This is a genomic window from Elusimicrobiota bacterium (genome assembly GCA_016788905.1).
In the GTDB taxonomy this organism is placed as follows: Bacteria; Elusimicrobiota; Elusimicrobia; order FEN-1173; family FEN-1173; genus JADKHR01.
Genome location: JAEURZ010000010.1, coordinates 86,515 through 100,080, shown reverse-complemented (window position 1 = coordinate 100,080; position 13,566 = coordinate 86,515). Strand labels below are relative to the sequence as shown.

Sequence of the window (13,566 nt, the reverse complement as noted above, 5' to 3'; positions counted from 1 at the left end):
GTTTGTAGGGTTTCATACCTGCCTATTTTAGCGCAGGTCTTCATATCTGCTTGGTGCAATGGCACTTTGAACTCACGGGAGTTTCAAAAAAGTTGACATGAATTATCAAATGAAATATGATTTCAACTTGTATGAGTGATGAACTGGTGTTTTTCCCATCTTGGGCGGCGGGGCGGGCGGGGTATGCTGTCCGGATCTTGGAAGTGTTTCGCGAGCATGTTCAGAAGAAAGGGCTGGTGTATACCCATCAGAGAGAGGACATCCTCAACCACCTCTTGGGCACTGATCGGCATTTGACCCAGGACGAAATTTACGCCGCGGTGCGGGGGCGGGGGATTGGGAAAGTGACGGTTTTTCGCACTCTCAAATTGTTGGAAGAAGCGGGGCTTACGGAAAAGGTGTATGGACCCCAGGGAGGGGTTTGGTACGAAGTCAAGTTGGATCGGCCCCATCACGACCATTTGGTTTGTCTTTCCTGTGGCCGCATTCAGGAAGTTCAATGGCCCGAGATTGAACGATTCCAAGAAAAGGCCTGCCGTGAACGGAAGTTTGAGCCGGTCTATCACCGTCATGAGGTTTTTGGTCGGTGCGAAAAATGTGTCAAGAAAAGGGAAGGCTGATTTTTTTTGTCTCTTTCGCTCCCTGAAATATTTGACGGAAGTTACGCGGGACGGTCCCGGATCCGGCACGCCCGCTGGGGAACCAGTCCCGTCGGTTCCCCCCTGCGACTTCGTCGCAGGGGCCCCCTTCCGCTAGGCGGGCTTAGCCGGACCCGGGACCGTCCCGCTTCGGAGGGGTAGTGATACCGACTTAATCAAGAGACACAGCGCATTTTTTTCATTTTATATTGAAATGAAATTTCATATCAAACGGAGGTGTCGCAATGCGGTTTAGGAAATGGATGGTTTCGGGTGTTCTCGTGTTGTCGGGAGGGATGATGTGGGCGGGAGAGTCGGTGGATTTGGCCGACTTGGAACGGCGGGTGACTTCGTTGAGCGAAGAAGTCTCAACGCTCAAGGCCGCGAACAAACCTAACGCCGTTTACCAACCGGTGTTCGGATTGGCGCCCGCGGCGTCCAAAGTGTATCACCTCAAAGAAGGTGTTTCTCTGGGAGGGTATGGGGAGATGGTTTACCAGGATTTTGATGCCCAAAAAGATTCGGGTGCGGGCTCCGACAAGAAGAACCGCCTGGATTATCTCCGGTTCGTTTTGTATGCGGGGTTCCGGTTTTCTGAAAAATTTGTGCTGAACTCGGAAATAGAGTTTGAACACGCGGCGGAAGACAAAAGGGGGGAGATCTCTGTTGAAATGGTTTCCTTGGATTACCTTATGACCCCTTCCTTCAATGCCCGGGGTGGATTGTTGCTTGTCCCCATGGGTTTTTTGAACGAACTTCACGAGCCCGCGGTGTATCATGGGGTCAACCGGCCCAACGTTGAACGGAACATCATTCCGAGCACCTGGCGGGAAAACGGGGTGGGCGTCTTTGGTCAAACGGGATCCGTTTCTTATCGGGCCTACATAATCAATGGATTTCAAGCGGTAAATGATTTTCTTGTCGGTGGTTCGTCAGGAAATGTCAAAGGGTATTCCGCGTCTGGCGGATTGCGGGATGGCCGTCAAAAAGGGTCCAACACCTACGCCGAAGATTTTGGGGTTGTGGGACGTGTGGACTATTCGGGGGTTCCCGGACTGCTTGTGGGTGGATCGTATTATTCAGGAGAATCGGGACAAAGCGTGACCGTTTCCTCTGAGAAGTTGTCCGCTCGGACCGCGTTATGGGAAGCTCACGGGGATTACCAGTGGGAAGGAGTCGAGCTGAGGGGTCTCTATTCTCGGGTAACCGTGGGGCAAGTTTCGTTGATCAATACGGCCCAGGGGTTCACCGGCAATAAATCGGTGGGGGAACGGATGTGGGGCGGATACGGCCAAGTGGCGTATAATGTATTGTCCCGCGGGGAAAAGGGTCTCTATCTTGCCCCTTTCTTCCGATACGAACGTTACAACACCCAGGCCCGTGTGCCGGACGGGTTTGTTTCGGATCCCGCCAACGATCGAACGGAAATGGTTTACGGGTTGACCTTTAAGCCCATTGCGACCGTCGTTTTGAAAGGGGAATATCAAAACAATCGCAACCGAGCCGACTCAGCCGTTGATCAGTGGAACCTCGGGTTGGGGTATATGTTCTAAACCGGAATTTGTTCTGGAATTCAAGAGAGGGGTGGAGGTTCTATGAGGTCCTTCAGCAACAAGAGTTTTTGGGCGGCGGTGCCGGCTTTGGTGGCGTCGTTTTCCCCTGTTGTTGCGGCGGATTTCCTAACAGAGAGTGACGCTCAAAAGGCCCTTTTCCCCGAAGGAGAATCCTTTGATCGTCTTCCCTCCCCTGCGGTTTCTTCCCTGGCGGCGGCATCGGCCGCCGCGGGGGGAGGATCGTGGGCTGTTGCTCCAAAAATTTGGACCGTAAAAAAAGGTGAAGAGCTGGTGGGTCATGTGGTGATCGACCAGGTGATCGGGAAACACGACTTCATTACTTTTGGGGTGGGAATTTCTTCCGGGGGCGAGGTTCTCGGCGTGGAAATATTGAGTTACCGAGAAGTCTATGGAGGCGAAGTGCGCACCCCGCGCTGGCGTCGTCAATTCGTCGGGAAGAAAACGGGGGACGCCCTGCGGTTTCCCTTGGACATAAAAAATATCTCGGGAGCCACCCTCTCCTGTCGGCATGTGACGGACGGGGTTCGCCGCGTTCTGGCCTTGATGGAGAACCGTGCAAGTTAAAAGGTCCCGCGCGCGACCTCTGATGGGGACCTTGGTGGCGGTGTGGGCGGAAGGGGAGACTTCAGCGGTGACGGCAGGGATTTCGCGCGCGTTAGCGGCGGTGGAACGGGTGGAGAAGCGGATGAGTTATTTTGACCCGGAGAGCGATGTGTCCCGTCTCAATCGGGAGGCCCATCGGTGTTCCGTTCTGGTTCACCCCCAAACGTTTAAGGTCCTCCGTGAGGCGCAACGGTTGTTCCGTTTGTCCCAGGGCGTTTTTGATGTGACGGTCGGACAGGTTTTGGCACGGGAGGGGTTCCTTCCACCTCTTGTCGGCGCGATTCCTAGGGGGAGACATTCCTTTGGGGATGTCCGGATGGGGCCGGGGTTCCGCGTTCGGTTTCGACGGCCCCTTTGGATCGATTTAGGAGGCATCGCCAAGGGGTTTGCGGTGGATCAGGCACTGTCGGCCCTTCGTCGATCCGGGGTCAAAAGGGGGGGCGTCAACGCGGGAGGAGATTTGGCTTTTTTTTCGGATCGACCGGAAAAATTTTGGGTTCGTCACCCGTGCCAAATCAGTAAAATGATTTCCCTGGGGCAGGGCCGGGCGGGGGCCGTGGCCAGTTCCGCTCCCACGTATTCTGCACGGGGTGTCGGGGGCGGTCGGGTTTCTTCCCCCTATGTGTTTCGCGGGCAATCGGTCACGTCTCAAAAAAGTGTAACGGTGGTCGCGCGGCGGGCCCTGTGGGCAGATGCTCTTACGAAAGTGGTCCTCTTGGCCCCGGATCAAGCGGGACCCCTGTTGCGTCGATTTCGGGCCGAGGCATTCGTTTTTTCATCAAAGGAGAAATCCAATGGTCAATAATCCTATCCCCCTTCGACACCTGAAGGGTCACTCGGCTCAACCCAACGCTCGATTGCCTTTGTGGCAACGGGTGGGCCTTCTCAGTGCGGTGGGGGGGGTATGGGTGACGGGTGTCCTGTGGTTTTGGGCCCGGTATTTTGGGAGGCGGGAAGGACCTTTTGGGTTAGAGAGCCATTGGGGCGAATTTTCGGCCCGGGCGGCCCACGGGTTCACGGCCCTCTTGTTCCTTGTGGCGGTGGGATCCCTGGTCCCTTTTCATTTTCGAACGGGCTGGGAGACCGGGACCAAACGGCTGTCCAGTTTGTCCTTAGCGTTGGTGACGGTGATTTTGGTTCTCACCGGGTGGGGGCTCTATTACGCGGGCGGAGAAGTGTTGCGCCGAACATTGAGCACCACCCACAATGCCCTGGGGTTCCTGGTCTTACCGCTTTTTTTTATTCACTCTCGCCGTAGGTAACCCCCTCGCGGTTTTGACGGGGGCCCCCGGGTGTGTTAGAATCTCCTCGCGTTGCCTTCTGGTCCGTGGAACTTTTCGCGGATTTGGACGTTTCGTTAATGAACCTGCCGCAACAGAAAGGAGCCTTCCATGGAACTGCAATTAACCGATGCGACTTTTGAAAAAGATGTGTTAAAAGCCACCCAGCCCGTGCTCGTGGATTTTTGGGCACCCTGGTGCGGTCCCTGCCGCATGTTGGGTCCGATCGTTGAAGAAATTGCCAAGGAATACGCCGGGAAGGTCGTTGTTGGAAAAATGAACACGGACGATAACCCGAACGTGGCGTCTAAATTCAATATCTCCGCGATCCCCTCCATGCTGTTCTTCAAAGACGGCAAGGTGGTTGAACAAATGGTGGGTGTGCATTCAAAGAAAGACATCATCGCCAAAATTGACGGGTTGCTGAAATAAGGCGGTTTGTGATTCCTCCGTCCGCCCGGCGTTCCCTTTGGGTATTCCCCTTAGCGCTCGGGGCTGTTGTGTGGACGGCCTGCGGTTCGAATTCGGGGGGCCAATCGTCGGACTCTTTTTCCCAGACCGCGGCACCTGTTGCGGGCGATTTTGGGAAAAACCCGGCGCCAGGGTTTTCCCTTCAGGACACGAATGGAAAAACGGTGTCCCTGGCGGATTTTAAGGGGAAGGTGGTCTTCTTGGATTTTTGGGCCACCTGGTGCCCTCCCTGTCGGATTTCCATGCCGGATGTGGAAAAGCTCCACCGCCATTTCCAAGGGAAACCGGTTCAAGTTTTGGGGTTGAATCTGGACGAAAACCCTGAAAAGGTAAAACGGTTTGTCGAACAGAAAAAAATCCCCTACCCGGTTCTCTTAGCGGGGGATTCCGATGTGGCTCGTTCTTACGGGGTGGGCGGAATTCCGCATTTTGTGTTAATCGACCAGGACGGACGTCTTGTGAACGATTGGTCCGGTTACGCCCCGGAATTCGCCGGGAATTGGCGCGCCCTGATTAACCAACTCTTAGGGGCCTAAGGTTTTTCCTTCCCCCTCTGGGGTGCCCCGTGACAGACATAAAAAAATCTCTTTATCTGATCGATGCCCACGGGTATTTGCACCGGGCTTATCACGCTCTTCCTCCCTTGACGAATTCAAAAGGGGAACCCGTGGGCGCGCTTTTCGGCTTCGCCCGCATGTTGAGCAAAATCATTCGTCAAAACCGGCCGGATCGTTTGGTGGTCTGTTTCGATGACCCCGCCCCTACTTTTCGACACAAAACGTATACCGCCTATAAAGCTCACCGTAAAGAAATCGACAGCGAATTGAAATTTCAGTTACCTCTGGCTCGCAAAATGGTGGAAGATTGGGGGTTGCCTCTGGCGGTTCAGCCGGGGTTTGAGGCCGACGATCTTCTGGCCACGTTGGCGGAAACGGGCGGGCGGGAAGGCTATTCGGTCGTGGTGGTTACCGCTGACAAGGACGCCCTTCAGCTGGTGGGGGAGACGACGACGGTTCTCAACGAGCAAAGGGGTGTCCTCTATGACGCGGCGGCGGTGGAGAAAAAATATGGTCTCCGCCCCGACCAGCTGGTGGATTATTTTGCGTTGCTGGGGGACAGTTCCGATAATGTTCCCGGCGTCCGTGGTGTGGGGGAAAAGACGGCCACGGGGTTACTGAAAGATTTCGGATCCTTAGATGGTCTCTACGCCCATTTGGACGAAGTGAAAGGACCGGTGCAAGAAAAACTTCGCGCCCAGGAAAAAGAGGCTCGGTTGAGCCGGGACCTGGTGGTTCTTGACCGACATGTTTCCCTCCCGCTGAATTTGGCCGATTGCACCGTGCCGGAAAAACCTTCAGCACAGTTGGTGGCGTTTTTGAGCCGGGTTGAATTTAACAGTCTCCTTCCTGAATTGGAATCTCAACCGACCCGGAATCCGGAACGAGAGGAATCTCCCCCCGCTAAGGGCCGCAAGAGCCCAGCGCGTCCTGTTTCGAACGAAGCCCCAGCGGCCCTCCCCCCAGTCGGACGCCCGGGGGTTCGCGTGGTTCACACCGTTTTAACGGAGGAGGATCTTGCTCTTCTGAAAAACGCGCTCGCCCAGGCGGACGTGTTGTCCGTGGATGTGGAGACCACGGGGTTGGAGGTTTTTGATTGCACGTTGGTGGGTCTTTCCTTAGCGGTCAAACCAGGCGAAGCCTGGTATCTTCCCGTGGGCCATTCGTATTTGGGAATGCCGGTTCAACTTCCTTTGGAAAAAATCCGAACGGTCTTGGCGCCATTTTTTTCCTCTGCTCTCCTTCCCAAAATCGGTCAGAATTTGAAATTCGACAACCATGTCCTCACCCGGATGGGGATGCCCGTTTCCCCTATTTCCTTTGATACGCTGGTGGCCTCTTACTGTTTAAACCCAGGCCGTCAAACCCATGGATTAAAATCCCTGGCGTTGGATTTCCTTGGCGAAAGCATGACGAACATCGATGTTTTGATCGGGTCGGGCGCCAAAAGGATTACCATGGACCAGGTGAAAATTGAGGACGTGGCCGCCTACGCGGGGGCAGACGCCGAGGTCCCTCTTCGGCTGAAGGCGGTCATGGAAGAGCAACTCAAGTCGAAAGGAATGGAGCGTCTTTTTTATGAAGTGGAGATGCCCCTTGTTCCGATCTTGGGCGCCATGGAAAAGGTGGGGATCGGGCTGGACGTACCCTATTTAACCGCGTTGTCAGAATCTTTTGAGCGGGACATCGCGGGACTGGAAAAAGAGATTCATGGGTTGGCGGGTGAACCGATCAACGTGAATTCGCCCAAACAATTGGCCGTGATCCTTTTTGAAAAACTTAAACTTCCCGTGGTGCGGAAAACAAAAACGGGTTTCTCAACGGATGAAGAGGTACTTCAGAAATTATCAAACCAACACCCCCTTCCCGCCAAAATGTTGGCTTACCGTGAACTGGCCAAACTCAAGAGCACCTACATCGACGGTCTTTTGGCTCAAGTACGGGACTCGGGCCGGGTGCACACGCGGTTCAATCAGGCGGTGGCGGCCACGGGACGATTGTCGTCTTCCGATCCCAACCTCCAGAACATTCCCATCCGCACGGAGTACGGACGGCAAATCCGACGGGCGTTTGTGCCGGCGGAGGGGTGTGTTTTTCTCTCCGCGGATTATTCCCAGATAGACCTCCGTGTTCTGGCCCATGTTTCCCGGGATCCCGCCCTCGTCGCGGCTTTTCAGCGGGGGGAGGATATTCACGCGGCGACCGCCCGGGATATTTTTCATTTGGGTTCTAGCGATGCGGTGACCGAAGATCAACGGCGTGTGGCGAAATCCGTCAACTTTGGAATCGTTTACGGACAGACCGGGTTTGGGCTGGCTCAACAGTTGGGCCTTCCGTTGGGGCAAGCGCAGGCGTACATCAACGCTTATCTCGAGAAATACGCGGGAGTAAAAGACTGGATCGGGCGGATCATCGATGAGGCCCGTCAGGCAGGGTTTGTCACCACGCTCCTGAACCGCCGTCGCTATTTACCGGAGATCACGGCCGCGAACGCCGCCGTGCGGGGGTTCGCGGAACGGACGGCCATGAACACGCCTATTCAAGGGACGAGCGCCGATATCATCAAGGTCGCCATGCGGGACGTGGCGCGACTCGTGGAGGAAAAGCGGTGGAAAACTCGGGTGCTTTTGCAGGTTCACGATGATCTCCTTTTTGAGGTTCCCGAGGGGGAACTGGCCCAGGTGGCGGTCCCCATTCAAAAGACCATGGAAGGGGCTTTGGCCTTGGATGTGCCGGTTCGGGTGGATCTGAAGACGGGCCGAAATTGGGCGGAAATGAAACCGTATGCCTGAACTTCCAGAAGTGGAGACGATTCGGCGGGATTTGGTTGCTTTTCTTGTGGGGAAGATGATTTCGGATGTTCAGGTGATCGACCGCCGCGTGGTGGAAGGGTTTGGTCCGGGCGGGCGGCCGCGGCGGCGGGTGCGGGTGGCGGATTTCGTCCGGACGTTGGTGGGGCGAACGGTGAAGGACCTTCATCGACGGGGAAAATATCTTATCTTTGATTTGGGGTCGGGGCCCTCCCTGTTGGCCCACTTGCGGATGACCGGCCGTTTGGTTTTGGGACCGCCGGATCCTCGGGCGCGCGCCCGGGTGATCTTTACGGAGGGGGCCCCTGTTCTCAATTTTATCGATACCCGGCGGTTTGGGGAACTCTGGTTGGCCGACACTTGGCATAAAGATCCCGCCATCGCGGCCCTTGGGCCGGAACCTTTAGGGGAGGGCATCGATCCGGGGCCTTGGGGACGCCAGGTTCGTCGGTCGTCCGCCAAAATCCAGGCGGTGCTCTTGGATCAAAAGCGAATCGCGGGTCTGGGCACGATTTACGTGACGGAGGCCCTTTTCCGTTCGGGAATTCGGCCCACGCGGCGGGCCAGCGCGGTTCATCCCTCGGAAATTCCCGCGCTCCTGGGTCATGTTCGGGATGTCTTAGGGGAGGGGCTGGCCCATCGGGGGGTTTCGTTTCGGGATTACCGGGACGCTCGGGGTGAGCGCGGTCAAGCGGGGGAACGGTTGCGGGTGTATGGGAAAGCCGGGAAATCCTGCCCCTGTTGTCGAACGATTTTGCGGGGGACTAAAGTGAGCGGAAGGGGAGCGGTGTTCTGTCCGCAGTGTCAAAAATGAAAAAATCAAAAAGAAATCGGAATTGGCCTCGGCTTCTGGTGGGACTCACGGGGGGAATGGGCGCGGGAAAATCGACGGTGGTGGCGCTTCTCAAAAAGCGTGGAATTCCGGTGGTCGACGCGGACCAAATCGTCCACAGACTTTTGCGTCCGGAGGGGGAGGGGTTTTCTCCCGCGTTAGCCTTGATGGGCCCTTCGGTTCTTGGTCCGGACGGCCGTTTGGATCGGGCGCGCGTGGCCGACCGAATTTTTCGAAAGAAGGCTTTGAAGAAAAAATGGGAAGGGCTTCTTCATCCCTTGGTTGAACGGGAGCTTAAACGCCGTATCGCTGCCCATGATCGGGGGCTTTTGGTTTTGGATGTCCCGCTGTTGTTTGAGACGGGGATGGATCGATTGGTGGACCGAACCGTTTTAGTTTGGGCCCCAAAAAAAATTTCTTTGGCCCGAATTATGGCCCGCGGCCGCTTTACGCGCGCCCAGGCGCTGCAACGCATGGCGGCTCAAATGTCCTTAAAAGATAAACGTCGCCGGGCCGATTTCCTATTGGACAATAGAGGGACCCGGGCGGACTTGGTGCAAGGGTTAACCCGTCTTTTTGGACCTCGACGTCGGGCCGAGACCCTGCCGGACGTTTACAATAACGTTACAATTTCTTAGGCGTTTCTTCTGTCCCCTCTGGCTATAATGGGAGGGTATGAAAAGACGAAGAAGGCCTCTTTATTGGGGTAACCGGTTTGCGCGCGTTTTTTTAGCCGCGGCGTTGTTTGTCTCAGACGGCACGAGCCTTCGCGCCGCACGGGATCTTTGGTCCGAGCGGCGGCAGGCGATCCGTTCCACCCGATCCGGCCCCCCTTACGCCTCAAGGACATCCACGGGATGGGATCCGCTGGCCGCCGCCTTTCCCTCCATGGAAAAAGTGTCCTCCCTTCCGCCTTCAGCCCTTCATTCCCACGACGCACTTCCTTCCTGGTTGAGCTCGGCGGTGGGCCTCTACGCCGACGTGGGGGAGTTTTACCCCCCTTCTTCCGGGGAACAACGGGTACTGATTCATATCCAAGATCTCCACGAAGTGGAGGAAGCCCAGCGGAACATCGCCGCTGTTTTGGAACAGTTGGCCGCAGGCCTGGGAGACCGGAACGGGCTTTTGGTGGGATTGGAAGGGGCCGCGGGCGCGTTTCGAACCAACGATTTTAGGTCGCTGGCCCCGCCTGCCGTTCTTCGCCGGACCGCCAACCGTTTTTTGAAAGCGGGAACACTTTCTGGTTCCGAATTTTTCAGTTTAACCACGGAAAATCCGGTTCGCCTGTGGGGGACCGAGGACCCCCTCCCCTACGAATCAAACATCCGGGCGTTAACGAGCACCTTCTCGGGCCAGTCTCGGGATGACGCGGTGATGCAAAAGATTTTGTTGAACATTGCGAATCTGAAAGAAAAGTTCTACCCGCCGATCCCCCGAAAACTGGACCGATTTCGTGGGGAATACGATGGGGGAAAAATAAGTTTCGCTCTTTACGCCGGCCACCTGACCGAAGGAATTCCATTGGAACGATTGGGCCCGAACCTCCGACTTTTTTTGAAAGCCGTATCGTTAGAGGGTGGCCTTGTTCTTTCGCGTGTTGCGGAAGACCAAAAACGTCTTTTGGCTCAACTCGCTCCCGAAATGACTCGGGGTGAGGTCGACGATTTAATGGATGTGGGATTGGCGTCTCGGGTCGGTCGGGTTCCCTATTCACACTTCCACCAATTATTAAAAAAGATGTGCGCCACCCATGGATTGAACCTGATGGACTTCCCAGGGTTAAACGCCTACGCGGATTACGCGGCGGAGGTGGAGGGAATCAACCCATCGGATTTACTGAAAGAAATGGACGCTGTTTTCGATCAGCAAATGGAATTGCATCTTTCGATCCCTCGGCTCGCGGCGTTGGCCAGGTTGGATGAGGACGCCCGTTTGCTGGACAAACTCAACCGTTTTGTTTTGACCTCGGAGGATTACAAGAAACTTGTTTCCCGCCGAGAGGCTATGGTGTCGTGGCCCCAACGGATGGCGGCACTCCATCGCTCTCTCGGGCACCCCTCGGGGCTTTGGCCCAGTCCGATGTCTGTCTTGGAAAGGCATGAACCTTTTTATCAATGGGCGGAGAAACGAAACATTCCTCTCGTTGAAAACCTGCTTCGTCCCTGGACCGAGGAGGCTCCCGCGGTGTTGGTGGCTGGGGGATACCACGCGGAAGGGATTCGCCTGGCCGCCCGGGCGAAAGGGTTGGGCTATATTTCCCTCACGCCACGGATTTCTTCAACGAAAGATTTTCCTTCCTCGCTCGGGTCCTTTCGTTCCCAGGAGGGCCCGGCTGAGTGGATTTTCAAAGGGGATCAATCGGGACTTCATGCCCAGCTCATGACGGCAACGGATCCTGTCTCCGTGGCGAGCCAAAGGGCAACGCGGGACGCCACGGCTTTCGTCACGGCGGTGGCGGGAGATCAAGCGGCGACAGTCCTTGAAAGCGGATTACCCCAGGAGGGGCCTCTTTTTCGACAGTTGAGCCGTGAAATTCAACGAATCGCTACGGCCGCCAGATCCTTGGGGTTGGGGATGCGGTTTGAGAAAGCCGAACCCTTAAGTCCGGATGGGGAAGGACAACAGCGGGTGAACCTTTCTTTTTATGTGCAGGATTTGCGAGTTCCACATTCAGGATCTCCAAAAAATTTCGTGGCTTCCGTTGCCGTCACGCTGAAGGGACCGTTGCGAGCTCCGTCTTTGGTGGTCGACGTTCGTCCTTCGGGAATCGTGCGCGATTGGGTGGCTGGGGTTCGGGTGGTGGAAGGATGGTTGGCCCTGTCCCAATGGGGCCCACGTCTTTGGGACTCCATGGCCACGACAGGTTCGCGGGTGGCCTTCGATTTGGGTCGTGCCACCCGGAGCACGGCGGTCGCCCTGATGACGCCCCTCCGCTGGATGGCCCTTGTTCCTGGTTTCTCCTGGTTGGCGCGAATGGGGAAAGAGTGGACCCTTTATGTTCGTTTACGGGAAGATCGCGCGACCCGGGATTTGGCCCTGGGCGCTGCCCCCGGGTTGCGCGCGGTCATGCTCTCCCGGTTGGCGGAACAGCATTTGCGCCCGTTTCTGAATCCATGGGAAGAAATTATTGATGGTTCGGTAAAACGAATGATTGGCGGTATCTCGAACCTGACCTATACCGGGTTAACGGTTTCCAACACCGGATCCGTATTAACCCTGTCTTCGAATTCAAGTCAAAATCCCGTGACCGTTCAGTTTCGGGTTTCCGATTCTCGTGCGTTGATTGAGAACCCCGATACTTATTCACTTTTTCAAATGGTTCAGACCGCTGACCCCAACTCCTTTATCGTGTCCTTGCAAATGGCGGCCCTGTCTCGGGCGGAGGCTATCCCTGACCGGGTTCTTGGACGAATGATGAGGGAAATTGGATTTCGGATGACCGGCATGGACGCCTCTTTGGCGGAAAGACGGGCCATTCGTCCTTTGGATGAACTGATGAATAGGCGGGATCTGTTGCTATACAATCTTCGATCCCAGATGGCGGACATTGATAATCGTTTGATTTTAGCCATGGATTCTGTGGTGCCATTGATGGTTCCGACCGGGATTAACCCGGGCGATCTCCTGAATGGGGATCCTGAAAAACAATGGGCCTTCACGCAAGGAGGGGAACCGTGGTTTGGCTCCAATGTCAACAGTGAGGTGGGACTGTCTCCTCTTCTTTCCGGGGCTGACCCTCAAACGGATCTTTTGGAGAACCCCGATCTCTTGGCCGCTTCATTTCGTAAACGTGGGTATTCCCCCGTGGAGGCCACGCGATTGGCTGAAGGAAGGTGTGAGGACCATTTAAGAGCGAAGGTGGCGGGATTAACTCTGTTGGAAGATTTCGTGAAGGCTTCTCAGGATAAGCGTAACTTTTTCCCTTGGGATGAGAGCCGGAAAGGGAGAGTGACTTCTTTGGAAAAACTTGTTTTAAATCGGTTGACGTTTGTGGCCGCTGAACAAGGAGAACGGGCGGCTTTGGATCCGGCGAATCTGTCCCCAGCCGATTTCAACAAACACCTGTTAAATGGTTTTTTCCCCCTGGCCAAAACCCTCCTTAGTTTTCTTTCTTCCACCGGAGTTCGCGTGGGATCCGCTGGGGACCCTGCGGTGGAGAAGTTGGTCAACGATATGTTCAGGATTTACGTCACCCACTTCTACCACGGGGTTCGTCGGATGGGCGGTTCTCTTGCCGCCAGAACCCAAGGGATTGATGCTGCGCAGAAGAAAGCGGATGCGCCGGCGGTTTTGGTGGTCCACTTGTCCGAGGACAGTTCGACCTCGCCGGCCGTGCGAGCTCTTTTGGAGAACATTTTGGAACGGGTGAGCCGAGAAAATCCAGTGCCTTTTTCTGTCCTCGTTCTTCGAGACGATGAAGGGCAGTCGGAGATGGCTTTTGCGGATTCCCTTGCGGCTCGTCTTCAGAAGGATTTTCCGGACGCTGCGGGAAAAGACGTCGCCTTTCGGGCCATTCAAGCCCCTGGGTTTCTTGAAGTGGTGGAGGCTCGGAAATTCCGGTCGGAGGGTGTCATCAGTCTGAACGGAGTTCTCCAATGGGTCAAGACCCAATGGACCTCAACGGGCTGGGTGGATGTTTTTACCCAAAACGCGAACGATTTTCGTCTGGATGGGGAAGAATCTCTTGCCTGGGCTCTTTACGAAAACAGCGTTCTGGTTTCCCAGTGGATGGAAGCTGAAATAGCCAAACGTCGAATCCAAGAGTTTATCCAGCGGAACGCCTAATTCGCTACAATAGATA

At 55.6% G+C, this 13,566-nt stretch carries 11 protein-coding genes; all 11 read left to right on the top strand.

The window, feature by feature from the left end; all coding sequences use genetic code 11:
- Nucleotides 1-131 precede the first annotated feature (131 nt).
- Nucleotides 132-620, top strand: a complete 489-nt coding sequence (locus JNK54_06020) for a transcriptional repressor (protein ID MBL8023823.1) — start codon at nucleotides 132-134, stop codon at nucleotides 618-620.
- A gap of 263 nt (nucleotides 621-883) precedes the next feature.
- Nucleotides 884-2,191 carry a hypothetical protein gene (locus JNK54_06015; protein ID MBL8023822.1) on the top strand — a complete coding sequence of 436 codons (1,308 nt, stop codon included), beginning with the start codon at nucleotides 884-886 and terminating at the stop codon, nucleotides 2,189-2,191.
- A gap of 42 nt (nucleotides 2,192-2,233) precedes the next feature.
- The gene (locus JNK54_06010; GenBank protein MBL8023821.1) at nucleotides 2,234-2,776 is read left to right on the top strand and encodes an FMN-binding protein; all 543 of its coding nucleotides are present in this window, start codon (nucleotides 2,234-2,236) and stop codon (nucleotides 2,774-2,776) included.
- Nucleotides 2,766-3,620: an FAD:protein FMN transferase gene (locus JNK54_06005; protein ID MBL8023820.1), complete on the top strand. Its 855-nt coding sequence runs from the start codon at nucleotides 2,766-2,768 to the stop codon at nucleotides 3,618-3,620. The genes JNK54_06010 and JNK54_06005 overlap by 11 nt, the downstream gene beginning before the upstream one ends.
- Entirely contained in the window at nucleotides 3,610-4,077 is a 468-nt protein-coding gene (locus tag JNK54_06000) for a hypothetical protein (protein MBL8023819.1), read from the top strand. Before JNK54_06005 ends, JNK54_06000 begins: the two co-directional genes overlap by 11 nt.
- A gap of 129 nt (nucleotides 4,078-4,206) precedes the next feature.
- Nucleotides 4,207-4,527 carry a thioredoxin gene (gene trxA, locus JNK54_05995; protein ID MBL8023818.1) on the top strand — a complete coding sequence of 107 codons (321 nt, stop codon included), beginning with the start codon at nucleotides 4,207-4,209 and terminating at the stop codon, nucleotides 4,525-4,527.
- An 8-nt stretch (nucleotides 4,528-4,535) separates the two neighbouring features.
- Nucleotides 4,536-5,102 carry a redoxin domain-containing protein gene (locus JNK54_05990; protein ID MBL8023817.1) on the top strand — a complete coding sequence of 189 codons (567 nt, stop codon included), beginning with the start codon at nucleotides 4,536-4,538 and terminating at the stop codon, nucleotides 5,100-5,102.
- A 29-nt stretch (nucleotides 5,103-5,131) separates the two neighbouring features.
- Nucleotides 5,132-7,915 carry a DNA polymerase I gene (gene polA, locus JNK54_05985; protein ID MBL8023816.1) on the top strand — a complete coding sequence of 928 codons (2,784 nt, stop codon included), beginning with the start codon at nucleotides 5,132-5,134 and terminating at the stop codon, nucleotides 7,913-7,915.
- On the top strand, nucleotides 7,908-8,747 hold the full coding sequence (mutM, locus tag JNK54_05980) for a bifunctional DNA-formamidopyrimidine glycosylase/DNA-(apurinic or apyrimidinic site) lyase (protein ID MBL8023815.1): 840 nt from the start codon (nucleotides 7,908-7,910) through the stop codon (nucleotides 8,745-8,747). Before polA ends, mutM begins: the two co-directional genes overlap by 8 nt.
- A complete protein-coding gene (locus JNK54_05975; protein ID MBL8023814.1) occupies nucleotides 8,744-9,403 on the top strand; it encodes a dephospho-CoA kinase in 660 nt (219 codons plus the stop codon). Before mutM ends, JNK54_05975 begins: the two co-directional genes overlap by 4 nt.
- Nucleotides 9,404-9,440: 37 nt before the next feature.
- Nucleotides 9,441-13,550 carry a hypothetical protein gene (locus JNK54_05970; GenBank protein MBL8023813.1) on the top strand — a complete coding sequence of 1,370 codons (4,110 nt, stop codon included), beginning with the start codon at nucleotides 9,441-9,443 and terminating at the stop codon, nucleotides 13,548-13,550.
- Nucleotides 13,551-13,566: the final 16 nt, after the last annotated feature.

What these genes read in the sequence shown, in the direction of transcription:
- JNK54_06020 (MBL8023823.1), top strand. Translation starts at nt 132, where the DNA reads ATGAGTGATGAACTGGTGTTTTTCCCATCTTGGGCGGCGGGGCGGGCG.
- JNK54_06015 (MBL8023822.1), top strand. Translation starts at nt 884, where the DNA reads ATGCGGTTTAGGAAATGGATGGTTTCGGGTGTTCTCGTGTTGTCGGGA.
- JNK54_06010 (MBL8023821.1), top strand. Translation starts at nt 2,234, where the DNA reads ATGAGGTCCTTCAGCAACAAGAGTTTTTGGGCGGCGGTGCCGGCTTTG.
- JNK54_06000 (MBL8023819.1), top strand. Translation starts at nt 3,610, where the DNA reads ATGGTCAATAATCCTATCCCCCTTCGACACCTGAAGGGTCACTCGGCT.
- trxA (MBL8023818.1), top strand. Translation starts at nt 4,207, where the DNA reads ATGGAACTGCAATTAACCGATGCGACTTTTGAAAAAGATGTGTTAAAA.
- mutM (MBL8023815.1), top strand. Translation starts at nt 7,908, where the DNA reads ATGCCTGAACTTCCAGAAGTGGAGACGATTCGGCGGGATTTGGTTGCT.
- JNK54_05975 (MBL8023814.1), top strand. Translation starts at nt 8,744, where the DNA reads ATGAAAAAATCAAAAAGAAATCGGAATTGGCCTCGGCTTCTGGTGGGA.
- JNK54_05970 (MBL8023813.1), top strand. Translation starts at nt 9,441, where the DNA reads ATGAAAAGACGAAGAAGGCCTCTTTATTGGGGTAACCGGTTTGCGCGC.